Raw genomic sequence first — 23,369 nt, 5'->3', positions numbered from 1 at the left:
CGGCCGCGGCCCCGCCCGACGCGCTACCGCGCCGGGCCCGCCGCACCGGCGGCCAGCGCGGGCTCGGTGGCCGCGGCCACCCCCTTGATCAGGTCCGCGGCCTTCTCGCCGATGGCGATGGTCGCGGCGTTCGGGTTGCCGCTGACCAGGCGGGGCATCACGGACGCGTCCGCGACCCGCAGCCCGTCGACCCCGAGGACGCGCAGCTCCGCGTCGACCACGGCGCCCATCGCGCAGGTGCCGGCCGGGTGGTAGATGGAGTGCGCGTACTGGCGGACGTAGTCCCGCAGGTCGGCGTCGGACTCCGACGCCGGCGGCCGGAACGGACGCTCCGTGTACGGCGCCAGGGCCGGCTGCCGGGCGATGTCCAGCCCGATCCGCAGGGCCGCCACCGCGTCGTCCAGGTCGGACTCCTCGGCGAAGTAGTTGTGCACGATCTTCGGCTTCGCGGTGGGGTCGGCCAGGGCGAGCAGCACGCTGCCCCGGCTGCGCGGCGCCAGCATCGACGGACCGTAGGACAGGGCGTGGTCCGTGGGCGTGCCCAGGCCGTTGTCGGCGAACATCACCGGCGCGGAGAGGAACTCCACGTCCGGCGCGGCCAGGCCGTCGGAGGTCCGGACGAACCCGCCGGCCTCCGGGCCGTTGGAGGTCATCGGCCCCCGCCCCTCGGACATGAACTGCTCGAGGTCGTCCGGGGTGCCGGCGGCGATCAGGCTGACCGGGTGCGAGTGGGCGTAGATCAACGGCACCAGGACGTGGTCCTGGAGGTTCTGCCCGACCTGCGGCTGGTCCAGCGCGACCGGCACGCCGAGCGCCGTGAGCAGCGCCGCCGGCCCGATGCCGGAGAGCATGAGCAGCTGCGGCGAGTTGTACGCCCCGCCGGACAGCACCACCTCCCGCTCGGCCCGGATCTCGACGTCCTCGCCGAGCCGCTGGCCCACCACGCCCACCGCCCGGCCGTTCTCGATGAGCACCCGGTGCACCTGGAGGTTGACCTCGACGGTCAGGTTGGGCCGGTCGGCCACGGGGTGCAGGAAGGCGGTGGCGGTGCTGGCCCGCCGGCCGTCGCGCTGGGTCAGCTGGAACAGCCCGAAGCCGTCCTGCTGGGCGCCGTTGAAGTCGTCGTTGGCGCCGAAGCCCGCCTCCTGGGCAGCGGCGACGAAGGCGGCGGACATCGGGTTGCGGGACCGGCCGTCGGAGACCCGCAGCGGACCGCCGGCCCCGTGGTAGGCCGACTCGCCCCGCTCGTTGTCCTCCGACCGCTTGAAGTACGGCAGCAGCTCGTCGAAGCTCCACCCGGGCTGGTTCCACCCGTCGAAGTCCGACCGGTGGCCCCGGACGTAGATCATCGTGTTGATCGAGCTGGTGCCGCCCAGCACCCGGCCGCGGGGCAGGTAGATCCGGCGGCGGTCCAGCTGCGGCTCGTCGTGCGTGTCGTAGTCCCAGTCGAGCTGGGTGCGGAACAGCTGGCCGAACGCCACCGGAACGTGCACGTTCTGCGCCGTGTCCGCCGGGCCGGCCTCGACGAGGCAGACCCGGACGTCGGGATCCTCGCTCAGTCGCGCGGCCAGCACGCAGCCCGCCGATCCCGCCCCGACGATTACATAGTCGTACATCCACCCCTCCTCGTCGCGTGCCCGCCCGCAGGCGTGACATCAGCGCAGCTGGTACGGATCCGGGGCGGCACCCGGCGTCGCCGGGTGCCGCCGCCCGGGCCCGGTGTCAGATGTAGAAGCTGTTCGGCTCCTGGCCGCAGAGCACCCGGCCGTAGAGCTCGAAGTTGGTCTGCGGGGTCATCAGGGCGTGCAGGTTGACCGTGTGCACGTCCCGGGCGATCCGCTGGATCGGCACCGAGCTGTAGACCGAGGAACCGCCGCTGGCCAGGGCCAGCACCTCCACCGCCTCGCGGCCCAGCTGGCAGACCGCGCCCACGTCGGCGCGGGAGCGGACCCGCTCCTCGAGCGTCCACGGCTCGCCCGAGCGGCCCTTGCTGTCGGTCAGGTCCGCGACCCGGTACCCGTGGAACTCGGCCTGGTCGGCCTTGAGCGTCGCCTCGGCCACCTGGAGGTGGGTCACCGGCGCCTCGGCCTGGCTGCCGTAGTCGGTGTAGGTGATCTTCCGGCCGGGCAGCCGCTCGAAGAACACCTCCCGGGCGGCCCGGGCCAGCCCGATCACGGTGCCGACCGAGGACGCGGCGGCGACGCCGAGCAGGGGCGCCCGGTACATCGGCGACTCGGCGTTGAGCTTCGAGGCGTACTGGCCCTGGAGCACGGCCGGCAGCGGCAGCACCCGCTCCTGCGGCACGAAGACGTCCCGGGCGACGGTGGTGACGCTGCCCGAGCCCCGCATCCCCGCGGTGTGCCAGTCGTCGACGACCTCCAGGTCCGACATGGGCACCAGCATCATGAGGGGCATCGGGGTGCCGTCCGGCGCCGCCCCCATCGCGATGATCTCCTGCCACTGGCTGTGCAGGGCTCCGCTGATGAAGCCCCACTGGCCGTTGAGCAGCACACCCCCCGGCCGGGGCTGCGCGTTGCCGGTCGGGCTCAGCGTGCCGCAGACCCGCACGTCGGGCGTGCCGAAGACCTCGTCCTGCACCTCGTCGGGGAACATCCCGACCATCCAGCCCGGGATGCACCACACCGAGGCGGTCCAGGCGACGGAGCCGTCACCCCGGGCCAGCTGGGCCGTCACGTCGGTCAGCGTCCGGGTGTCCGACTCGTACCCCCCGTACCGCTTCGGGATCCGCATCCGGAACAGGCCGGCGTCGGCCATCGCCTCGACCACCTCGTCGTGCATGCGGCGGTTCTCCTCGGACCAGCTCGCGTGCTTCTGCAACAGGGGCACCAGCTCCGTCGCGCGACGCACCAGTTCCGTGCCGGGCACCGTCTGGGTGACGTCCACCCTGACCTCCTCGATAATCGTCGGTTCGGCGGTTACACCACCGCCGCGTGACCGCCGGGCGCACGGCACGGGACCGGGCCAGCGGGGGCATCCGCCCCGGTCGCGTCCGGTCCGGCCAGCCGTCACCGGCGGCGGGCGGCGCGGTCGCTCGGGGCGCGCCCCGCCTGGGGTGGCCCTGGCATCGTCTGCTCCCGCCGGAGGTCGACGCATCTCCGCAAGTGCGGTGTCGCGGGATTCGCCGCCGGCCACCCCCGCTCCCACCCCGCCCCGACCGCCCGGCGCGACGGCCTGCCCCGGCCTGCCCGGCAGCGCAATCAGAGAGATGCAGTCGGTGACGGGCCCCGGCAACGATTCGGGGTAGCGATCACGACCGGTACCCGGCGTCGGCGCATCCCGCCGCCCGAACCGACGAAGGAGCACCCCCATGACCACGACCACCCAGGCCAACCGACCCGACCTCGACGCCTACTACGGCCCCTTCACCAGTGAGAAGGAGAAGGAGGCCCTCGGCGTTCCGCTGCGGCTGGTCGCCGCCTGGAGCCGCAACGACGCCGCCGGCGTCGCCGACAGCTTCACCGAGGACGGCATCCTCATCCTCCCCGGCGACGTCTACAAGAAGGGCCGCGACGAGATCTACTCGTTCATGGCCGCCGCGTACGCCGGCCCGTTCAAGGGCACCGGCGTCACCGGCAACCCCGTCGACGTGCGGTTCGTCAACGACGAGGTCGCCCTGCTGCGCACCCACGGCGGCATCCTCGCCCCGGGCGAGACCGAGATCGCCCCGGAGCTCGCCGTCCGCTCCACGTGGATCGTCGTCAAGCGCGACGGCGAGTGGAAGCTCGCCGGCTACCAGAACAGCCCGCGCGGCGCCGGCGCGACGCTGCGCTGGTGACCGTCCATCCCCCCGTGACGATCGGCAAGGAGCACCCATGACCACCAAGGCAGCGTCGCGGTGGGGCGACGCGACGGAGATCCTCGAGGCCGCCCGCGTCGCGGAGGACCACTCCTACTACCGGGAATTCGTCAGCGACGACGAGAAGGCCGTCCTGGCCGTACCGCAGCTGATCCAGGCCGCGTGGAAGGCCAACGACCCGGACTTCTTCGCCGACCTCTTCGCGGAGAACGGCAGCCTGCTCATGGGCGACGAGCAGCTGACCAGCCGCGACGAGATCCGCGCCTTCATGACCAAGGGGTTCGCGGGCCCGTACCGGGGCGCCTACGTCAAGGGCTACCCGGTGTCGGTGAGCTTCCTGCACCCGGACGTCGCCATGGTGGTCACCGGCGGCGGCATCATCCTCGCCGGCGAGAGCGAGGTCGCCCCCGGGCGGCACATCCGGGCCACCTGGATCATCGTCCGCCAGGACGACGGCCGCCCGCTGCTGCTCTCGCACCAGAGCAGCCCCGTCACCGGCTGACCCCGGGGGCCGGTCCCGTCGGGGCCGGCCCCCACCCGCACTCCCAACCAGCGACGTACGAGGAGAGACCGATGTCGACAGAACCTGCCCAGTCCGTGGAGCGGCCGTCGCCGGCGCGGATGTACGACTACTTCCTCCACGGCACGAACAACTACCCGGTGGACCGGGCCGCGGCGGAGGCCGTGATCGGGCGGGTCGGACAGACGCTCACCCGCGACGTGGTGTGGGAGAACCGCCGGTTCCTGGGCCGCGCCGTCCGGCACCTCGCCGAGGAGTGCGGGATCCGGCAGTTCATCGACGTCGGGGCGGGCTTGCCGAGCCAGGAGAACACCCACCACGTGGCGCGGCGGGCCGTCTCCCAGCCCCGGGTGATCTACGTGGACAACGACCCGGCGGTCGCCGAGCACGGCAAGCGCCTGCTCACCGAGGACGAGCGGGCCAACACCGGGATCTTCACCGCCGACCTGCGCGACCCCGGCTCGATCCTCGACCACCCGGACACCAAGTCCCTGATCGACTTCTCCCAGCCCGTCGGGGTGCTGTTCATCGCGGTCTTCCACTTCATCCGGGACAGCGAGGACCCGAAGGGCATCATCCGGGCCTTCCGCGACCGGCTGGCGCCCGGCTCGTACCTGGCCCTGTCCCACCTCTGCGTGGAGGGCGGGCCGGACGAGGAGCGCCAGATGATGGAGGACAGCTACCGCAACGCCACCGCGCCGATGGTCTACCGGACCGCCGCGCAGATCGCCGACCTCTTCGAGGGCTTCGAGCTCGTCGCGCCCGGGCTCGTGCCGACCGGCCGCTGGCGGCAGGACGACCCCGACGCCACCTCCACCGACCGGATGTACGCCGGGGTGGCCCGCAAGCTCTGACCCGTACCGCCGACCGCCGCACCGCACCCACCAGGACCGCACAACCGAGGAGAGACATGCGCGTCGTGTTCGCCCTGTGGCCCAACCCGGCCCACCTGTACCCGCTGGTTCCGCTCGCGTGGGCGTTGCAGAGCGCCGGCCACGAGGTCCGCGTCGCGTCCCACCCCGTCCTGGCGGAGAGCACGCTGGCGGTCGGGCTGACCCCGGTCGCGGTGGGCGACCCGGAGATCATGCCGATGGGCCCCGGTCGGCCGCAGCCGCGCAGCGTCAAGCAGCGGCTCGACCGGATCACCGAGGCGCTGGAGCTGACCCCGCCGGACAAGGAGGTCTGGGACGTCTTCTACCAGTTCATGCTGCCGTCCATGTGGGACTTCCACCCGGTCGGGTCCACCGCCCGCGACCCGCACCCGGTCCTCGACGACCTGGTCGCCTTCACCCGCGACTGGCAGCCCGACCTGGTGCTCTGGGACCCGTGCTTCCCGGCCGGCGCGGTGGCGGCGCGCGTCGCCGGTGCGGCGCAGGCGCGGCTGCTCTGGGGGCTGGACTACTTCGCCTCGACCATGGACCGCTTCGCCGAGGCCGCCGCCCGACCGGGCCCGGGCCCGGAGGAGAACCCGCTGGTCGAGACCATGCGGCCGGCCGCCGAGCGGTACGGGCTGGAGATCGACGACGAGCTGCTGCTGGGCCAGTGGACCGTCGACCCCACTCCCCCGGGCGTACGCCTGCCCACCAGCGCCCGGACCGTGCCGACGCGCTGGGTGCCCTACTCGGGGCAGACGGTGCTCCCCCGGTGGCTGCACCACCGGCCGGAGCGGCCCCGCGTCGCGCTCTCCCTCGGGCTGTCCCAGCGGATGTACTTCAAGGGCGGCTGGGACCACGTGCCCGGCCTGCTGGAGATGGTCTCCGACCTGGACGTCGAGGTGGTCGCGACGCTCAACGCCGACCAGCTGGCCGGCATGCCCACCCTGCCGAAGAACGTCCGCGCGGTGGACTACCTGCCCCTGACCCAGCTGCTGCCGTCCTGTTCGGCGATGGTGCACCACGGCGGCATGGGCACCTTCGCCAGCGCGGTGGCGCTGCGGGTGCCGCAGCTGATCACCGACTCCGACGACGACAACGGCATGATCACCATCGAGGCCGACGGCCTGGAGTGGTCGATGGCCACGAAGCACATCGAGTCGTCGGTGACCGCCCGCTGCGTCGCCGAACGCGGCGCGGGACTGGTCCTGGACATCAAGAACCTCTCCGTGGACGCGATGCGCAAGCAGCTCGTCCGCGTGCTGGACGAGCCGGCGTTCCGGCAGGGGGCCGACTCCCTCTACGACGACCTGCTCGCCACGCCCAGCCCGACCGAGACCGTCCCGGTGCTGGAGAAGCTCACCCGGCGGTACCGGGCCTGACCCGGCAGCGCCGTCGCCGCCGGCGGGCGGGCCCCTGCGCACGCCCGCCGGCACCGTCCGCTCCCGCACCGCCCGCCCGCGGCCCACCCGGGTGGCGCGCCCCGCGCCGCCCCGCTGCCGGCTGCCCGCCGCCGCCCCCGCGTCGCCGCCGGTGCACGGGCGTCCTCGACGACAGGAGAAGCGATGATCAACGTCTTCCAGCCGACCCTCGGCGCCGAGGAGCTCGACGCCGTGCGCGCCGTCTTCGACAGCAGCTGGCTGGGGCACGGGCCGCGTACCAGGGAGTTCGAGCAGGAGTTCGCCGCGCACGCCGGGCTGGTGCCCGAGCGGACCATCTTCATCAACTCGGCCACGGCCGGGCTCTTCCTCGCCGTGGAGCTGCTGGCCCTCGGGCCCGGTGACGAGGTGGTGCTGCCCTCGATCAGCTTCGTCGGCGCCGCCAACGCCATCGCCTCGGCCGGCGCCCGGCCGGTCTTCTGCGATGTCGATCCGCGCACGCTCAACCCCTCCGTCGCCGACGTGGAACGGGCCCTGACCCCCACCACGAAGGCGGTGATCCTGCTGCACTACGGCGGCGTGCCCGGCGAGGTGGCCGAGATCGCCGAGCTGTGCCGCCGGCGCGGGGTCGCCCTGGTGGAGGACGCGGCGTGCGCCGTCGCGTCGACCGTCGACGGGCGTCCCTGCGGCAGCTTCGGCGACATCGCCATGTGGAGCTTCGACGCGATGAAGATCCTGGTCACCGGCGACGGCGGGATGCTGCACGTACGCGACGCGGAACTGGCCCGGCGGGCCCACCGCCTGGCGTACCACGGCCTGGAGCACGCCAGCGGCTTCTCCGCCGCCGGCAAGGGGGTGCCGCACCGCTGGTGGGAGCTGGACGTGCGGGAGTTCGGCCGCCGGGTGGTCGGCAACGACCTCACCGCGGCGATCGGCCTGGTCCAGCTCCGCCGCCTGCCCGGGTTCGTCGCGCGCCGGCGGGAGATCGCCGCGGAGTACGACCGCCTACTCGCCGACGTCGAGGGCGTCCGGCTCCCCCCGCCGTTGCCCGCCGGGCAGCGCAGCTCGCACTACTTCTACTGGGTGCAACTCGACCCGGAGATCCGCGACCAGGTGGCCGCCGACCTGCTCGACATCGGCATCTACACCACGTTCCGCTACGCGCCGCTGCACAAGGTGCCCGCGTACGGCGCCGGTTGGCACCTGCCCGGCGCCGACGAGGCGGCACGGACCACCCTCCTCCTACCGCTCCACCAGGGACTGGACGATGCAGACGTACGAACGGTCGTCGACGGCTTGCGCAAGTCCGTCGAGCAGCGGCAGGGCGGCACCCGTGACTGACCCGACGGCGCGGCCGGTGGCCGGCCCACCCGGGCGGCGGGGCGCCGGGGGTACGCGATGAAGGCCCTGGTGCTCTCCGGCGGCGCCGGCACCCGGCTGCGCCCGCTGAGCCACTCGATGCCCAAGCAGCTCGTCCCGGTGGCGAACAAGCCGGTCCTGGAGCACGTGCTGGAGAACGTCCGCGACGCCGGGGTGACCGAGATCGGCGTGATCGTGGGCGCCTGGGCCGACCAGATCAGCGAGGTCCTCTCCGACGGCTCCCGCCTCGGGGTGCGGCTGACCTACCTGCGTCAGGACCGGCCCCGCGGGCTGGCCGACTGCGTCCGGCTGGCCCGGCCGTTCCTCGGCGACGACGACTTCGTCATGTACCTCGGCGACGTCATGCTGCCCGACGGCGTGGCCCGGTACGCCGACCGGTTCCGCCGCCACCGGCCCGCGGCCCAGGTGCTCGTGCACAAGGTGGACGATCCGCGCGCCTTCGGCATCGTCGAGCTCGATCCCGACGGCACGGTACGCCGCCTGGTGGAGAAGCCCCGGCAGCCGCGCGGGGACCTCGCCCTGGTCGGCGTCTACTTCTTCACCCCGGCCATCCACGCCGGCGTCGACGCCATCACGCCCAGCGCGCGCGGCGAGCTGGAGATCACCGACGCGGTGCAGTGGCTGGTCACCAACGGCGCCGAGGTGCGCGCCAGCGAGTACGACGGGTACTGGCGCGACACCGGCCAGGTGGCGGACCTGCTGGCCTGCAACCGGCACCTGCTCGACGCCCAGCCGCGCGCGGTCGCCGGCAGCGTCGATCCGGCCAGCGAGCTGACCGGCGCCGTGGTCGTGGAGCCGGGCGCCCGCATCGTCGCCAGCCGCGTCGAGGGGCCGGTGGTCATCGGCGCGGGCGCCGTGGTCGAGGGCTGCCGGATCGGCCCGCACACCGCGATCGGGCCCGGCTGCCGGCTCGTCGACGCCGAGGTGGCCGACTCGATCGTGCTGGCGGACGCCTCGATCACCGCCGTCCGTGGACTGCGCGGCTGCCTGATCGGCCGCTCCGCCACGGTCAGCCTCAGCCCGGCGGCCGGGAGCCGGCTGGTGGTCGGCGACCACAGCCGGATCGAGTTCGCCGCATGACGCCCGTACGGCCGCCGACCGACGCCCGCTGCCGGGCACGATCCGAGAGGAAGATGGGATGAGCGACCCCAAGGCACTGCTGCTGGACAGCGTCCGCAAGTACCACCAGGAGGTCCAGGAGGAGCGGCCGTTCGTCCCGGGCGAGACCGAGATCTGGCCCTCGGGCGCGGTGCTGGGCGCCGAGGAGCGGGTGGCGCTGGTCGAGGCCGCGCTGGACCTGCGCATCGCGTCCGGGCAGAACGCCCGCCGGTTCGAGTCGGCCTTCGCCCGTAAGCTGCGGGTCCGCAAGGCGCACCTGTGCAACTCCGGCTCCTCGGCCAACCTGCTGGCGGTCTCGGCGCTCACCTCCGCCCAGCTCGGCGACCGGCGGCTGCGCCGCGGCGACGAGGTGATCACGGTGGCGGCCGGGTTCCCCACCACGGTCAACCCGATCCTGCAGAACGGGCTGGTGCCGGTCTTCGTCGACATCGAGCTGGGCACCTACAACGCCACCGTCGAGCGGGTGGCCGCCGCGATCGGCCCGAAGACCAGGGCCATCATCCTGGCCCACGCGGTGGGCAACCCGTTCGCGGTCGCCGAGATGGCGCAGCTCGCCAAGGAGCACGACCTGTTCCTCATCGAGGACAACTGCGACGCGGTCGGTTCCTTCTACGACGGCCGGCCCACCGGCAGCTTCGGCGACCTGGCCTCGGCGAGCTTCTATCCCGCGCACCACATGACGATGGGCGAGGGCGGGTGCGTGGTCACCAACAACCTGGCCCTGGCCCGGATCGTGGAGTCGCTGCGCGACTGGGGCCGGGACTGCTGGTGCGACCCGGGCAAGAGCAACACCTGCATGAAGCGGTTCGAGCACCAGCTGGGCACCCTCCCGGAGGGCTACGACCACAAGTACATCTACTCGCACGTCGGGTACAACCTGAAGACCACCGACCTGCAGGCCGCCCTGGGGTTGGCCCAGCTGGCCCGGGTCGACGAGTTCTGCGCCGCCAGGCGGCACAACTGGCGGCGCCTGCGCGAGGGCCTGGACGGGGTGCCGCACCTGCTGCTGCCCCACGCCACGCCGCGCAGCGACCCGAGCTGGTACGGCTTCGTGATCACCGTGGAGCCGGGGGCGCCGTTCGACGTGCCCGAGCTGGTGGGCTTCCTGGAGGACCGCAAGATCGGCACGCGGCGGCTGTTCGCGGGCAACCTGACCCGCCACCCCGCGTACGCCGACCAGCAGTACCGGGTGGTCGGCGAGCTGACCAACAGCGACATCGTGACCAGCCAGACCTTCCACGTCGGGGTCTTCCCCGGGCTCACCGACGAGATGATCGACTACGTCGTCTCGTCCATCCGGGAGTTCGTCAAGACCTACGGCTGACCGGCGGGATCCCGCCCTGGGACCCGGCAGCTTCCCTGATTGGAGCACAGATGGGCGTTCTGTCCGACCGACGAGATCCTCGGGTGGCGGTCGTCGGGCTCGGCTACGTCGGGTCCTGCATCGCCGCGGTCCTGGCCGAACGGGGCCTGGACGTGGTGGGCGTGGACGTCGACCCACACCTGGTCGACGAGTTGCGCGCCGGGCACTGCCGGTTCGAGGAGCCCGGCCTGCCGGAGCTGGTCCGCGCCGGCATCGAGGGCGGCCGGCTGCGGGTGTCCACCGACTACGCGGCGCTGGCGGAGACCGACGTCGTCCTCGTCACCGTCGGCACGCCGGTGCGCCGCGACGGCTCGCTCGCCGACGAGCAGCTCCGCGGCGCCTGCGTCGAGCTGGCCCGCCACCTGCGACCCGGCCAACTGGTCGTGATCAAGAGCACGGTCCCGCCGGGCACCACCCGGGACTTCGTCCTGCCGCTACTGGAGCGCGGCGGGCTGAGCGGCGGGAAGGACTTCGGGATCGCCTTCACCCCGGAGCGGCTCGCCGAGGGCACCGCGCTGCGGGAGCTGCGGACCTTTCCCATCGTCGCCGGCGGCCTGGACGCCGACAGCACCCGGGCGGCCGGCGGGTTCTGGCAGCGGGCGCTGGGGGTGGACGTGATCCCGGTGGACTCGCTGGAGGCGGCGGAGATCGTCAAGCTCGCCGACAACTGGTGGATCGACCTGAACATCGCGCTCGCCAACGAGCTGGCCAAGTTCAGCGCGCTGTTCGACGTCGACGTGCTGGACGTGATCGCCGCCGCCAACAGCATCCCGAAGGGCAAGAGCAACATCAACATCCTGCTGCCCAGCGTCGGGGTGGGCGGCTCCTGCCTGACCAAGGACCCCTGGATGGTCTGGCACTCGGCCCGGGAGCGGGGCCTGGAGATCCTCACCGCGCCGGCCGGCCGGCAGGTGAACGCGGGGATGCCGGGTTACACGGCGCGCCTGGTGCTGGACGAGCTGGCCGCGCTCGGCAGGTCGGCGGAGACGGCGACGGTGACCGTGCTGGGGTTGGCGTTCAAGAACGACACCGGCGACCTGCGGGCCACCCCGACGCTGCCGGCCGTCGCGGCCCTGCGCGAGGCCGGCTGCGAGGTCCGCCTGCACGATCCGCTGGTCGACCCGGACGAGGCGGAGAAGCTCTTCGGGCTGCGGCCGGTCGCCGACCTCGACGAGGCGGTGCGGGGCGCGGACTGCCTGGCCGTCCTGGCCCACCACCGGCGGTTCGCCGAGATCGACTACGCCGCGCTGCCGGTGGCCCGGCCGTGCCTGGTGCTCGACGGGCGCGCGTACTTCCCGAAGGACAGGATCGCCGGGCTGCGGGCCGCCGGGTACCACTACCGGGGGATCGGCCGGTGAGCGCGCGGGTGGTGGTGACCGGCGGGCACGGCTTCATCGGCGGTCACCTGGTGGACCGGTTGCTGGAGCGCGGCGACGACGTCACCGTCTTCGACGGCCCGGCGCCGCCGGTGGGGCGCTCGCCGGCCGCGGCGCACGCCCGGCTGGTGGAGGGCGACGTGCGCGACCCGGGCCGGCTGGCCGAGGCGATCACCTCCGGGGTCGACGTCGTCTACCACCTGGCCGCCGTGGTGGGCGTCGACCAGTACCTGTCCCGCCCGCTGGACGTCGTCGACATCAACTTCACCGGTACCCGCAACGTGCTGGACCTGGCCTGCCGGGCCGGCGCCCGCGTCGTGCTGGCCAGCACCAGCGAGGTCTTCGGCAAGAACCCGGCGGTGCCGTGGGCGGAGGAGGACGACCGGGTGCTCGGCGCGACGTCCGCCGACCGCTGGACGTACTCGTCGAGCAAGGCCCTCACCGAGCACCTCACGTACGCCTTCGCCCGGCAGCACGGGCTGGCGGCCACCATCGTCCGCTACTTCAACGTCTACGGTCCCCGGCAGCGCCCGGCGTACCTGGTCAGCCGTTCCGTGCACCGGGCGTTGAACGGGCGTCCGGTGGTGGTCTACGACCAGGGGCGGCAGACCCGCTGCTTCACCTTCGTCGACGACGCCGTCGCCGGTACGCTCGCCGCCGCCACCAGCCCGGCGGCGCTCGGCGAGTCGTTCAACATCGGCAGCATGGTGGAGAACACCATCGGCGAGGTGGCGGAGATGATCGGCACGCTCACCGGCACCGCCGCGGTGACCGACGTGGACACCAGCCGGGCGCTGGGCAGTGCCTACGAGGACCTGGCCCGGCGGATCCCGGACACCACGAAGGCGCGCACGGTGCTGGGCTGGAAGTGCGAGGTGCCGTTGCGTACCGGCCTGGAGCGGACGGTGCACTGGGCCCGGGAGAACCCGTGGTGGTTGGCCCTGCCCGACACCGGCGCGAACTGACGTCCCGACACCGAGGCGCCGCCCGACCCGCCGGGGTCGGGCGGCGCCGTCGTGCGTGCACCCGGTCCGCCGGCGCCGCCGACGGGGGACGCGGGTCCCGCCAGGCGACCCGCGACAGCTCCGGGTGCCGCTCGGACGTACGCGAACGGCGTGCGGCCGGGGTGGAGTGCTCCACCCCGGCCGCACGGTCGCGCCGCGACCGACCCGTCAGCGCCGGGCCGACGCGGGCGTCTCGTCGGTGCCGCCGGCCGGGACCGCCGGGGCATCGACGACCGGTTCCTCAGCCGCCGGGCGTACTCGGCGCAGCAGCAGCGCCGAGGCCACGGCCGCGATCACCGCGATCACCGCGCTGACCAACCCGGCCACGTTGAACCCGCTGGTGAACGCCGCCCTGGCGGCCTCGAGCAGGGCGGTCCCGGTCTGCTCGGAGAGCTGCCCGGTCACCGCACTCGCGCCGGCCAGCGAATCGCCGGCCGCCTCCCTCACCTGCGCGGGCAGGTCGGCGGGGAGGGCCGGGGCGATCTCGCTGCGGTAGACGGCGGTGCCGACGCTGCCCAGCACCGCGACGCCGAGCGCCACCCCCAGCTCGGTGCTCGTCTCCGACATCGACGACGCCGAGCCGGCACGTTCGGGCGGCGCCGCCCCGATGATCAGGTCCGTGCCCAGCACGGCACCGGGACCGAAGCCGAGATAGACGATCACCAGACCGGTCACCGCGAGGCCGAGCCCCCCGGCGGTGCCCACCTGGCTCAGCAGCGCGAAGCCGACCGCGGCGATCGCCATGCCGCCGGCGACCACGTAGCCCGGGGCGAACTTCTGCGCGATCATCGGCGCCAGCATCGAACCGACCAGCATGGACACCGCGTACGGCAGCATCCAGAGCCCGGCCCGCAGCGGGGAGAGGCCCTCGACCAGCTGGGCGTACTGGGCGAAGAGCAGCGCGATGCCACCGATGGTCGACCCGCCGAGCAGCATGATGCCCAGGGCCGCGCTGAAGGTCCGGTTGGCGAACAGCCGCACCTCGAGCAGCGGGTTGGTGAGGCGGCGCTGCCGCGCCACGAAGATCACGCCCACCACCACACCGACGACCATGGCCAGGATGGGCCGGACGCCGAAGCCGTCCTTCGCCAGCTCCTTGAGGCCGTAGACGAAAGGCAGGATGGTGGCCAGCGACAGCACCACGCTGAACAGGTCGAGCCGCCCTGCCTCCGGGTTGCGGTACTCGGGCAGCAGCAGCGGCGCGGCCACCAGCAGCACGACCATCACCGGTACGCCCAGCAGGAAGACCCCGCCCCACCAGAACGACTCGAGCAGCACGCCGCCGACCAGCGGTCCGATGATCGCGCCGATCATGAAGCAGCTCATCCAGAGGCCGATGGCCATGGTGCGCTGCTGCGCGTTGCGGAACATGTTGCTGATCAGCGACAGCGTGGAGGGCATCAGGGTCGCCCCGGCCACGCCCAGCAGCGCCCGGGTGGCGATCAACATCTCGGCGCTGCTCGAGTAGGCGGCGATCACCGACGCCACGCCGAAGGCCGCCGCGCCGATCATGAGCAGCCGGCGGCGGCCGATCCGGTCACCGAGGGTCCCCATGGTCACCAGGAATCCGGCGATCATGAAGCCGTAGATGTCCATGATCCAGAGCAGCTGGGCGGCGTCCGGCGCCAGGTCGGCGCTCAGCTGCGGTAGCGCCAGGTAGAGCACGTTGAGATCCAGCGACAGCAGCAGGGTGGGCAGCGTGAGCACGGCCAGGCCGATCCACTCGCGCCGGCCCGCTCTCGGTTCCGCCTCGCTCGCGTTCACATCCATCGTGGTCCTTCCTCCGTATCGGTGCGGCGCCTAGTTGTCGTACTCGTCGTGCAGCCGCCACCAGCCGTACGGCTCCTCCTGCGGGCGTCCGTCCGGGGTGTCCTCCCAGGTCTCCTGGCGGCCGAGCGGGGTGAGGTCGAGCAGCGTCCAGTTGCTGCCGAGCGCCTCGACGCCCCGCTCCGAGGTGAAGTAGGTGCGGTACACCTCGTCGCCGTCGCGCAGGAAGACGCTCAGCCCGAACGCCTCCCCCGCCTTCGTGGTGAGCCCGAGGTCGGTGTTGAAGTCGGTGCCGTGGGACGAGTACCAGGGCAGCGTCCAGCCCATCCGCTCCTTGAGCGGGGTGATCTCCGCCAGCGGCGCCCGGGAGATCAGCGCCAGGGTGGTGTCCCGGGCGTTCAGGTGGGCGGGGTGGCCGAGGTTGTCGACGAACATCGAGCATCCCTCGCAGTAGTGCGACTCGCCCGGCCTGAGCATGAAGTGGTAGACGATCAGCTGACGCCGACCGTCGAAGATGTCGGCCAGGTTGGCCTTGCCGCCCGGGCCCTCGAAGACGTATTCCTTGTGGATCCGTGTCATGGGCTGCCTGCGGCGCTCCGCGGCCAGCGCGTCCCGGGCCCGGGTCGCCTCCTTCTCCTTGGCGAGCAGCCGCTCCCGGGCGGTGTCCCATTCCGACTGCGACACGATCGTCGGTAGGTTCATGCTGTCTCTCCATTCGTGGTCACGGACGCCCCCTGCCGGGAGCGGTGGCGACGGGCGCGGGCGCTCCGGCGTACCGGAGGGAGCGCGGGCCGTCGCACGGCACGGACGCCGACCGGAGCCCTGGGCACGCTCCCGCGCCGGTGTCGCCCGCCCTCCGGCCGGCTCGTTGGCGGTCGACCTGGATCGGCCGGCCCGGGACGCGAACGCGGTCGCACCATGACATCCGGTGCGCCTCCCTCGCCTCGCCGGGCCGGATCCGTCGCCGGTCCCACTCTGCCGCCCACCGCTCCCGGTCCACTCCCGGTCTTCTCCCGGTGCGCTCCCGGTCGCCGCGCCGCGCCGTGACCGCCCGTCGTCGGTGCGCTGCGCTACGGTGACGCCATGCGTTTCGGGCTCCTCGGTCCGTTGGCGGTCTGGACGACGGACGGCGCACCGGTCACCGTGCCCGATCTGAAGGTTCGTGTCCTGCTCGCCGACCTGCTGGCGCACCAGGGCCGCCCCGTCCCCGTCGACCGGCTGGTCGAGGACCTGTGGGGCGAGCGCCGGCCGGCCAATCCCAGCGGGGCGCTACAGACCAAGGTCTGGCAGCTGCGGCGGGCGTTGAACGACGCGGAGGCCGGCGGCAGGGACGCGGTGGTGTCCCGACCGCCCGGATATCTGCTGCGCACCGCACCCGGGCAGACCGACGCCGACCGGTTCGGCGCGCTGGTCGAGCGGGCCACCGGCACGGCCGCCCCACCCGCCCGGGTCGCGCTGCTGGACGAGGCCCTGGCCCTGTGGCGTGGCCCGGTGCTGGCCGACTTCGCCGACGAGCCGTTCACCCGCCCGCTGGCCGCCCGGCTGGAGGAGCAGCGCCTGGTGGCCGTCGAGGAGCGGGCCGAGGCCCGGCTGGTCCTCGGCGAGCATCAGCTGCTGGTCGGGGAGCTCGCCGACCTGGTGGCGCGGCACCCGTTCCGGGAACGGGCCCGCGCCCTGCAACTGCGCGCCCTCTACCGGGCCGGGCGACAGGGCGAGGCGCTGGAGAGCTACGCCCGCTTCCGCCGGCAGCTCGCCGAGGAGCTGGGCCTGGACCCGGGCCCGGAGCTGGTGGCGCTGCACCGGGCGATCCTGGCGCACGACCCGGCGCTGCTCGCCGACCAGCTTGGCTCGGGCGACCGGAGCGGTGCAAGCGACCAGGGCGACCAGGGCGGTACAAGCGGCCAGGGCGTCCCGAGCGGCAGGAACGGCCAGGGCGGCGGGAGCGGCCAGGGCGGCGGGAGCGGCCCGAGGGATCCGCGCGGCGCCGAGCCGAGCGGCGCGGACGATCCGCTGGCCGCGCCGCGCCCGGCAGGTGCGGGACGGGTGACGCCGAGGACCAACCTGCCCGCCCCGCTGACCCCGCTGGTCGGGCGCGCGGAGGCCGTGCGACACGTCCACGACCTGCTGCGCGTCGAACGGCTACTCACCCTCGTCGGTCCGGGCGGAGTGGGCAAGACCCGGCTGGCGGTCGAGGCGGCGCACCAGCTCGTCGAGGCGTACCCGGACGGGGTGTGGCTGGTCGAGCTGGCCTCGCTGCGCCCGGACGACCCCGCCGCGCTGGCCGGGTCGCTGCTGGCGGTGCTCGGCATCCGCGAGGCCACCGGGGCCGACCGTGGGCCGACGGGCGCCCCGGCCACCCCCGCCGACCGTCTCGTCGACGTGCTGGGCGGCCGGTCCCTGCTGCTGGTCCTGGACAACTGCGAGCACGTCGTGGAGCCGGTCGCCGAGCTGGCCCAGCGGATGCTGCCGCACGCCCCGGGCGTACGCCTGCTGGCCACCAGCCAGGATCCGCTCGGCGTGGCGGGTGAGCGGGTCTGGCCGGTCCCCCCGTTGGAGCTGCCCGACCCGGAGGTCACCGAGCCCGAGGTGCTCGCCCGTTCCAGCGCGGTGCAGCTCTTCGTCGCCCGGGCCACCGCCGCCGCCCCCGGATTCGCCCTGGACGCGACCAACGCCCGTGACGTCGCCGAGCTGTGCCGCCGCCTCGACGCGGTGCCGCTCGCGCTGGAGCTGGCCGCGACCCGGGTACGCGCGCTGGGCGTGCACGGGCTGGTCACCCGGCTGGACGACCGGTTCCGCCTGCTCTCCGGCGGCCACCGGGGCGCCCCGCCGCGCCAGCAGACCCTGCGCGCGATGATCGACTGGAGCTGGGAGCTGCTTTCCGACCCGGAGCGGGTGGTGCTGCGGCGCCTCGCCGCGCACGCCGACGGCTGCACCCTGGAGGCCGCGGAGGCGGTCTGCGCCGACCCGGACCTGCCCGCCGACGAGGTGCTCGGGCTGCTCGTCCGGCTGGTCGACCGCTCGCTGGTGGTGATGACCGAGGGCGCCGGTGAGCCGCGCTACCGGCTGCTCGAGTCGGTCGCCGAGTACTGCCTGGCGCGGCTGCGCGCGGCCGACGAGGTGGCGGTGGTGCGCCGCCGCCATCGGCGCCACTACCTCGAGCTGGCGCGGCGGGCCGACGACGAACTGCGCGGGGCGGCGCAGCGGCGCTGGCTCGCGCGGCTGGACCAGGAGACGGCCAACCTGCGCCGCGCGCTCGACGGCGCGCTGGCCGACGACGACGCGGCCGGCGCGCTGGAGCTGGCGACCGCGCTGGCCTGGTACCGGTACCTGCGCGGCCGGCTGCGCGAGGCGCGCCGGTCGATCGAGGCGGCGCTCGCCGTGCCCGGTGCCGTGCCGACCTCGCTAAGGGCGGCGGCCACCTGCTGGCGGGCCGGGCTCGCCCTGCTGGAGGCCGGTGGCGACCACGCCCCGCTGGTGGCCCCGGCGTTGGCGGGCTGGCCGCCGGACGAGGACCCGGCGGGGCGGGCCCGGGCCACCTGCTTCCTCGGCCTCGCGCTGCTCAACACGGGGGACGTCACGACCAGCCAGGAGCTGGTCGACGACGCGCTGGCGCAGTTCGAGATGCTCGGCGACCGGTGGGGGGTGGCGACGGCGCTGAGCCTGCGGGCCGGGCACGCGCAGTCCCGGGGCGACCTGGAGGCGGCCAGCCGGGACAGCGCGCGCAGCGTGGCGCTCTTCCGCGAGTTGGGCGACCGGTGGGGCCAGCTCCAGGCGTCCTTCGCGCTGACCACGCGGGCGGAGGCGACCGGCGACTACCCGGAGGCGGCCAGGCTGCACCGGGAGGGCCTGCGGATGGCCGAGGAACTCGGGCTGTGGCTGGAAGCCTCCGACCGGCTCTCCGGCCTGGGCCGCATCGCGCTGCTCAGCGGCGACTACGACCGGGCCCGGGAGTTCCACGAGCGGGCGCTACGGCTGGCCGCCGAACAGAACTTCAAGCCCGGGGAGCTGTACGCGCAGATCGGCCTCGGGCTCGGGGCCCGCCGCGAGGGCCGGCTGGACGCCGCCGAGGAGCTGCTGCGCGGCGTCCTGGCGTGGACCCGCCAGCCGGGCCTGGACGCCGACGTGGTGCGGGCACTGCTCCTGGCCGAGCTGGGCTTCGTCGCGGAGCAGCGCGGCACCGCCCGCGACGCGCACGAGTTGCACGCCGAGGCGTTCGAGGTCGCCACCGCCATCGGCGATCCCCGGGCGCAGGCGCTCGCGCTGGAGGGGCTCGCCGGCACGGCGACGCTCGAGGGCCGGCACGGCGACGCCGCCCGGCTGCTCGGCGCGGCGGCCATGGCGCGGGCCTCGGTGGGCGCGCCGCTGCCGGCCGGCGAACGGGGCGACGTCGACCGGATCACTCAGGCCGCGCGCGACGCGCTCAGCCCGACCGCGTTCACGGAGGAGTTCGACCGGGGCACCGCGCTGACCCCCGCCGAGGCCTACCGCTCGCTGGTGGCCGGCCTCCCCCGCCCCGCCTGAGCGGGCGGGGCTCAGCCCGGGCGGCGGTCACCCGGACGCACCGACGCACCCCGCACCGCCCGTGGGCGGTGCGGGGTGCAGTCGGACGCCGGGCGACCCGCCGTTGCGTACGCCTCGTCAGCGGTTGGCCGTGCCCTTGGAGTTCTGGTAGGCGGCGATGCTCCACCCCCCGTCCACCCGGACCACCGTGGAGGTGGCGAGGAAGGCGCGCTCGGCGACGAACTCGGTCTCCCCCTCCAGGAGCACGCTGCCCTGGGTCACCAGCAGCGCGATGTCGTCGGTCAGGAAGCGGACGTCGAGCGGCTCGACGAGGACGTGGGTCCCCCCGTACGGCCCGGCGAACCCGGCGGCCATGTAGGAGCGGATCTCCTCCCGGCCCTTCATGTAGGCGTCACCGATGAGCGTGCCGTCCTCGACGAAGATCGCCGCGAACGCGTCGGCGTCGTTGGCCGCCCAGGCCGTCACGATGCGCCGCGCGACGTCCCGTACGGCCGTCTCGTCGCTCACGACAGCGGCATTGCCTGCGGACATGTCGTTCCTCCTCCTCGTGTCACCGGTACGCCGCGGGCGTCCGGACGTGCGGGCCGCGTGGGCGGGTCAGCAGGTGATGCGGACCTCGGGAGAGGTCAGGTAGGCCATCATGTTCGGGTCCCAGACGACGGACCGGTAGATCCGGGTGCCGCTGGCCCGGCACGGGAATTCGAGCCGGGTCGTCGACCCGGGGTCCATGTAGCGATCCAGCACCGTCCGCCAGCCGGTGTCGGTGGTTTCGTAGCGCATCAGCCAGATGACCGCGAGGACGACGCAGTCGTTGGTCGCCACGCTACGGACCATCAGGCCGGCGGGGCTCTTCTCCGGGGTGCTCGGCGCGCTTATGCAGCTCCGCGGTTCCGCAGCCGCCGCCGCGGCGGCGGTCGGGCCCGAGCCGACCGCCCCGACGGCGAGGACGACGGCCAGCGTCAGCGACAGCCATCTCGATACCGTTGCCATGCTTCCTCCTGTCCGGCCGGCCGGCCGGCTTCCGCACCTGGGCGCGAAAGCGGCGGCCGGCCTGCCCGTGTCGTACCGGATCACTTCACGAACCGGTACGCGTTGACGATGGTCTGGTCCAGCCGGTTGCCGTGCGAGTCGACCAGGGTGGCGCGCAGCGACACCGTCCGGGTTCCCTTCGGCGCGTGCACCACCGCGCGGTAGCCGCCGTCGCCCGCCGGCACCACCGGGGCCTTGCGCCAGGTGCGGCCCCCGTCGACGGAGACCCGCACGGCCAGCTGCCGGACCCGACCCACGCGGGCCTCCGGCTGGGACATCACCGACACCGGCAGCAGGGTCACCGGCGCCCAGCGGGCGACGTTGTGGTCGTCGACCGTCGGCGCGTACCGGACGACCCACAGCGGGAAGGACTCGCCGGCCTCGCCGGCGGTGTCCGACCGGAACGTCCACGTCGCGTCCACCCGCGTCGACAGGGGGGAGTACGACGGTCGGCTGGTCCGCTTCTCCACGCGGAACGTCGCGGGCCCCGGCGGCACCTCGGCCTCCAGGTTCCCGGCGCCGGAGGCGGCCACCAGGCGGCCGTCGCGGTACATCCGGGTCGTCGCCGCGTCGGTGAGGGAACCGGCCCGATGCCCGTCCTGGTCGGAGTACATGGGGATGCCGAACCAGACGGTGTCGCCGCGCCGGCCGGCGTGACCGGCGAAGTCGAACATCGGCCCGAGCACCGACGCGTTCCACCGGTCGGTGTACCGCTGCCCGGCCTGGTACGACTGGTTCGCCTGGCCGAAAGCCGTGATCTCGACCGGTAGCCCGTCCCCGCCCGGGACGTTCTCGCCGAAGGCGGCGCTCCACAGGGTGGCGCCGCCCTCCAGCAGGTGCGTCGTGCGCGCCGGCAGCCTGAACGGCAGCAGCGGAGTCAGCGTGCCGATGACGCCGGGCGCGTTGGGGAACAGGGCCTTGGTCGCCGCGCGGCCGGTCACCTGGGCGACCAGCCGGCTGTCCACCGTCGCCAGGTCCCGATCGGCCACCTTCCGGTCGAAGCCGGTGAAGAAGCCGCCCGGGCGGGTGTCGAGCAGCCCGTAGGTGTAAGGGGTGTCGCGGAAGTCGCCAGCCGGGCCGGGCACCGCCCAGGTGGAGTGGAGGTAACCGGTCATCCGCTCGGCGGGCAGGTCGGGGCCGAGCTGCCCGGAGCGCAGACCCTCGAAGCCGTCGAGGGCCAGGGCGAGGCCGAACCCGGTGCCGTCCTCGGCGCGCCGGTTGAAGCCGAGGTCGACCATGGCGGTCCGCGCGTCCGGGCGGGGCACGGTGGTGCGTACCGGGGCGGTCCGCCGGGCGTCCATGGTCACCGTGGCGTCGGCGTCGAGGGCCAACTCCGGCTGGACCAGGCGGTGCCAGGTCGAATCGGTGTCGCCGAAGTCGACCACGTCGCCGACGAGGACGTAGCTGCCCTTCGGCAGCCGGGTGGTGGCGGTGCCGTCCTCGCCGTACAGCAACGCCCTCAGCTCGCCGGTGAGGTCCAGCACCATCGTCTCGGCCCGGCCGGTGGGCCGCCCGTCCGGCCCGAGGTGCCGGACGGTGAGCGTGTGGCTCTCGACCTCCTTCTCCACCTCGACGCGCGAGCGCACGGCCAGGTCGGGCGCGCCCGCCGGGGTGGCGGTGACGGTGCCCGTGTAGCGGCCGTCGGGCCCGTCGTGGCGGGTGTCGGCGGCGACGGTGACGCCGGCCGACCCGCCCGCCGGCACGGTCACCGTGGTCGCGTCGAGCCGCAGCGCCCCGGCGGGGGCGGGCGTGCCGTCGGGGCCGGTCAGCGCGACGTCGAGCCGCAGCTCGACGGGCCGGTCGCCGTGGTTGTGCCAGGTGAGCGTCCGCTGTTGCGGGCGGTCGTCGGCGTGCGGCCACTGCTGCACCCCGAAGGCGAGCGAGGCCGTGGCCGGGAGCACGTTCCGCCGGGCCAGCGCCGCCGCGTCGAGCGCACCGTCCACCGCGGAGGCGGCGAGGGCGGCGCGGAGCCGGTCCACGGACCAGTCCGGGTGACGCTGGGCGAGCAGTGCCGCGCCCGTCACCGTGCCGGCCGGCAGCCCGGCCGCACGCCCGTCGGGCCCGTCGTGGGTGGCGATCGCTCCTGCAGCCCCGTCCGCAGCGGGGGCCAGCACGAGGGCCCCGGTGCGGTCGCCGATCCGTTCGATCGCCCGGCCGAGCGGGCCGGTGCCGAGCTGCTCCGCGCCACCGACGCCGAGGTCGACGACGTCGGCCCGGCCGGCGGCCCACTCCAGGCCGGCCAGGATCGCCGACTCCGGGCACCGGCCGTCGTCGTCACATACCTTGCCGTCGAGCAGCGTCGCGCCGGGCACGGCGGCGGCGGTGCGGGTGCCGTGTCCGTGCCGGTCACCGGTGCTCGCGCCGGCGAAGACCTGCCGGCGCGCCACCCGGGCGGCCGGCCTGGCCCGCTCGGCGTCGACGCCGGTGCTCAGCACGGCCACGGTCGGCGCGGCGCCACCCGCCGACAGAGCCGGGGGCAGGTCGGTGGGCGGCGCCGGCACGGGCGCCGGGGTCAACGGCCTGTCCAGCCAGATCCTCTCGATGCCTGCCCGCTGCTCGCGAATCGCCGACCAGGCCGAGGCGGCGTCCGTCTTGACCACGGTCACCGCGCTCATCCCGGCTACGGCGAACCGGCCGGTCGTGCGCAGCCCCGGCCCGGTCAGACCGGCCGCGGGATCGGCGCCGCGTCGCGACACGATCAGCGGCAGCCCGGGGCTGCGGGCGTCGTCGTAGCCGGCCCGGACCAGCGCCGTGACGTCGAACAGGCGCCGGTCCAGCAGCCCGGCGGCGACCAGCGGGCGGGCGTCCTCCGGGAGGACCGTGCGGTGCCCGCCGGCACGGTGGCTGGTGAAACGGGTGCCGGCGCGGCCCGGGGCGGCGGTCACGGTGACCCGCGCGCCGTCCGGGGAGACGGTGACCCGGTCGCCGGTGATCAGGGTGACCCGATGGTCGGACTGGCTGGCGGGCGCCGGCGCGGGGTCCGCGTCTCCGCCCGCGACGGCGGGGGTCTGCTGCCCGGTGATCACCAGTACTGCCGCCAGGGCCGCCACGCCCCCGACCGCGATGGCCCTTCGGCCGCGCCCTCCGCTACCGGTTGCCGCACGTTTCTCGCCCACCCTGTGTCCCCTCCGCCGCTTCGGTCCGCCGCACGTGCGGCGGTCATCGCTGGTGTCTGGTCATCAGGGATCGTCGTCCGGCCCCTCTGGGCCCCGCATCTCCCGT

Annotated in this window: 17 protein-coding genes; 10 read left to right on the top strand and 7 right to left on the bottom strand. The window is 74.2% G+C overall.

From position 1 onward, the window contains the following. Window positions 1-23 precede the first annotated feature (23 nt). Both ACLQ20_RS28460 and ACLQ20_RS28455 read right to left on the bottom strand, forming a co-directional pair. Window positions 24-1,616 carry a GMC family oxidoreductase gene (locus tag ACLQ20_RS28460; RefSeq protein WP_425858124.1) on the bottom strand — a complete coding sequence of 531 codons (1,593 nt, stop codon included), beginning with the start codon at window positions 1,614-1,616 and terminating at the stop codon, window positions 24-26. Window positions 1,617-1,722: 106 nt separating this feature from the next. Next, complete coding sequence (locus ACLQ20_RS28455) at window positions 1,723-2,904, bottom strand: acyl-CoA dehydrogenase family protein (protein WP_327028755.1); 1,182 nt, start codon at window positions 2,902-2,904, stop codon at window positions 1,723-1,725. A gap of 424 nt (window positions 2,905-3,328) precedes the next feature. On the opposite strand from ACLQ20_RS28455, the gene ACLQ20_RS28450 reads away from it, so the two are divergent. The 9 genes from ACLQ20_RS28450 (at window position 3,329) to ACLQ20_RS28410 (ending at window position 12,791) form a co-directional block, all read left to right on the top strand. Then, a complete protein-coding gene (locus ACLQ20_RS28450; RefSeq protein WP_132238216.1) occupies window positions 3,329-3,796 on the top strand; it encodes an SgcJ/EcaC family oxidoreductase in 468 nt (155 codons plus the stop codon). Between the two features lie 37 nt (window positions 3,797-3,833). Next, complete coding sequence (locus ACLQ20_RS28445) at window positions 3,834-4,319, top strand: SgcJ/EcaC family oxidoreductase (protein ID WP_358122057.1); 486 nt, start codon at window positions 3,834-3,836, stop codon at window positions 4,317-4,319. A 71-nt stretch (window positions 4,320-4,390) separates the two neighbouring features. After that, complete coding sequence (locus tag ACLQ20_RS28440) at window positions 4,391-5,191, top strand: SAM-dependent methyltransferase (protein WP_151456137.1); 801 nt, start codon at window positions 4,391-4,393, stop codon at window positions 5,189-5,191. 56 nt (window positions 5,192-5,247) lie between these two features. Continuing rightward, window positions 5,248-6,591, top strand: a complete 1,344-nt coding sequence (locus ACLQ20_RS28435; protein ID WP_425858122.1) for a nucleotide disphospho-sugar-binding domain-containing protein — start codon at window positions 5,248-5,250, stop codon at window positions 6,589-6,591. 183 nt (window positions 6,592-6,774) lie between these two features. Further along, window positions 6,775-7,929, top strand: a complete 1,155-nt coding sequence (locus tag ACLQ20_RS28430; RefSeq protein ID WP_151454574.1) for a DegT/DnrJ/EryC1/StrS family aminotransferase — start codon at window positions 6,775-6,777, stop codon at window positions 7,927-7,929. Between the two features lie 57 nt (window positions 7,930-7,986). Continuing rightward, a complete protein-coding gene (locus ACLQ20_RS28425; protein WP_151454573.1) occupies window positions 7,987-9,048 on the top strand; it encodes a glucose-1-phosphate thymidylyltransferase in 1,062 nt (353 codons plus the stop codon). 58 nt (window positions 9,049-9,106) lie between these two features. Next, a complete protein-coding gene (rfbH, locus tag ACLQ20_RS28420; protein ID WP_151454572.1) occupies window positions 9,107-10,411 on the top strand; it encodes a lipopolysaccharide biosynthesis protein RfbH in 1,305 nt (434 codons plus the stop codon). 50 nt (window positions 10,412-10,461) lie between these two features. Beyond that, window positions 10,462-11,808: a nucleotide sugar dehydrogenase gene (locus ACLQ20_RS28415; RefSeq protein WP_151454571.1), complete on the top strand. Its 1,347-nt coding sequence runs from the start codon at window positions 10,462-10,464 to the stop codon at window positions 11,806-11,808. Next, the gene (locus tag ACLQ20_RS28410) at window positions 11,805-12,791 is read left to right on the top strand and encodes an NAD-dependent epimerase/dehydratase family protein (RefSeq protein ID WP_151454570.1); all 987 of its coding nucleotides are present in this window, start codon (window positions 11,805-11,807) and stop codon (window positions 12,789-12,791) included. The genes ACLQ20_RS28415 and ACLQ20_RS28410 overlap by 4 nt, the downstream gene beginning before the upstream one ends. A 207-nt stretch (window positions 12,792-12,998) precedes the next feature. On the opposite strand, the gene ACLQ20_RS28405 is transcribed toward ACLQ20_RS28410, so the two are convergent. Both ACLQ20_RS28405 and ACLQ20_RS28400 read right to left on the bottom strand, forming a co-directional pair. Continuing rightward, window positions 12,999-14,600, bottom strand: a complete 1,602-nt coding sequence (locus tag ACLQ20_RS28405) for an MFS transporter (protein WP_425858120.1) — start codon at window positions 14,598-14,600, stop codon at window positions 12,999-13,001. Window positions 14,601-14,630: 30 nt separating this feature from the next. Beyond that, a complete protein-coding gene (locus ACLQ20_RS28400) occupies window positions 14,631-15,299 on the bottom strand; it encodes a DUF899 domain-containing protein (protein WP_151454568.1) in 669 nt (222 codons plus the stop codon). A gap of 381 nt (window positions 15,300-15,680) precedes the next feature. On the opposite strand from ACLQ20_RS28400, the gene ACLQ20_RS28395 reads away from it, so the two are divergent. Beyond that, window positions 15,681-19,118: an AfsR/SARP family transcriptional regulator gene (locus ACLQ20_RS28395; protein ID WP_425858119.1), complete on the top strand. Its 3,438-nt coding sequence runs from the start codon at window positions 15,681-15,683 to the stop codon at window positions 19,116-19,118. Window positions 19,119-19,235: 117 nt separating this feature from the next. On the opposite strand, the gene ACLQ20_RS28390 is transcribed toward ACLQ20_RS28395, so the two are convergent. The 3 genes from ACLQ20_RS28390 to ACLQ20_RS28380 form a co-directional block, all read right to left on the bottom strand. Further along, window positions 19,236-19,649 carry an SgcJ/EcaC family oxidoreductase gene (locus ACLQ20_RS28390; protein WP_132238240.1) on the bottom strand — a complete coding sequence of 138 codons (414 nt, stop codon included), beginning with the start codon at window positions 19,647-19,649 and terminating at the stop codon, window positions 19,236-19,238. A 66-nt stretch (window positions 19,650-19,715) separates the two neighbouring features. Further along, on the bottom strand, window positions 19,716-20,108 hold the full coding sequence (locus ACLQ20_RS28385) for a hypothetical protein (protein WP_151454566.1): 393 nt from the start codon (window positions 20,106-20,108) through the stop codon (window positions 19,716-19,718). A gap of 80 nt (window positions 20,109-20,188) precedes the next feature. Beyond that, window positions 20,189-23,197 (bottom strand): hypothetical protein, encoded by a 3,009-nt coding sequence (locus ACLQ20_RS28380; RefSeq protein WP_151454565.1) that lies wholly within the window; start codon window positions 23,195-23,197, stop codon window positions 20,189-20,191. Between the last annotated feature and the right edge of the window lie 172 nt (window positions 23,198-23,369).

This window comes from Micromonospora sp. DT46 (genome assembly GCF_049841735.1).
Taxonomy (GTDB): domain Bacteria; phylum Actinomycetota; class Actinomycetes; order Mycobacteriales; family Micromonosporaceae; genus Micromonospora; species Micromonospora reichwaldensis.
This window is presented reverse-complemented; position numbering and strand designations above follow the sequence as displayed.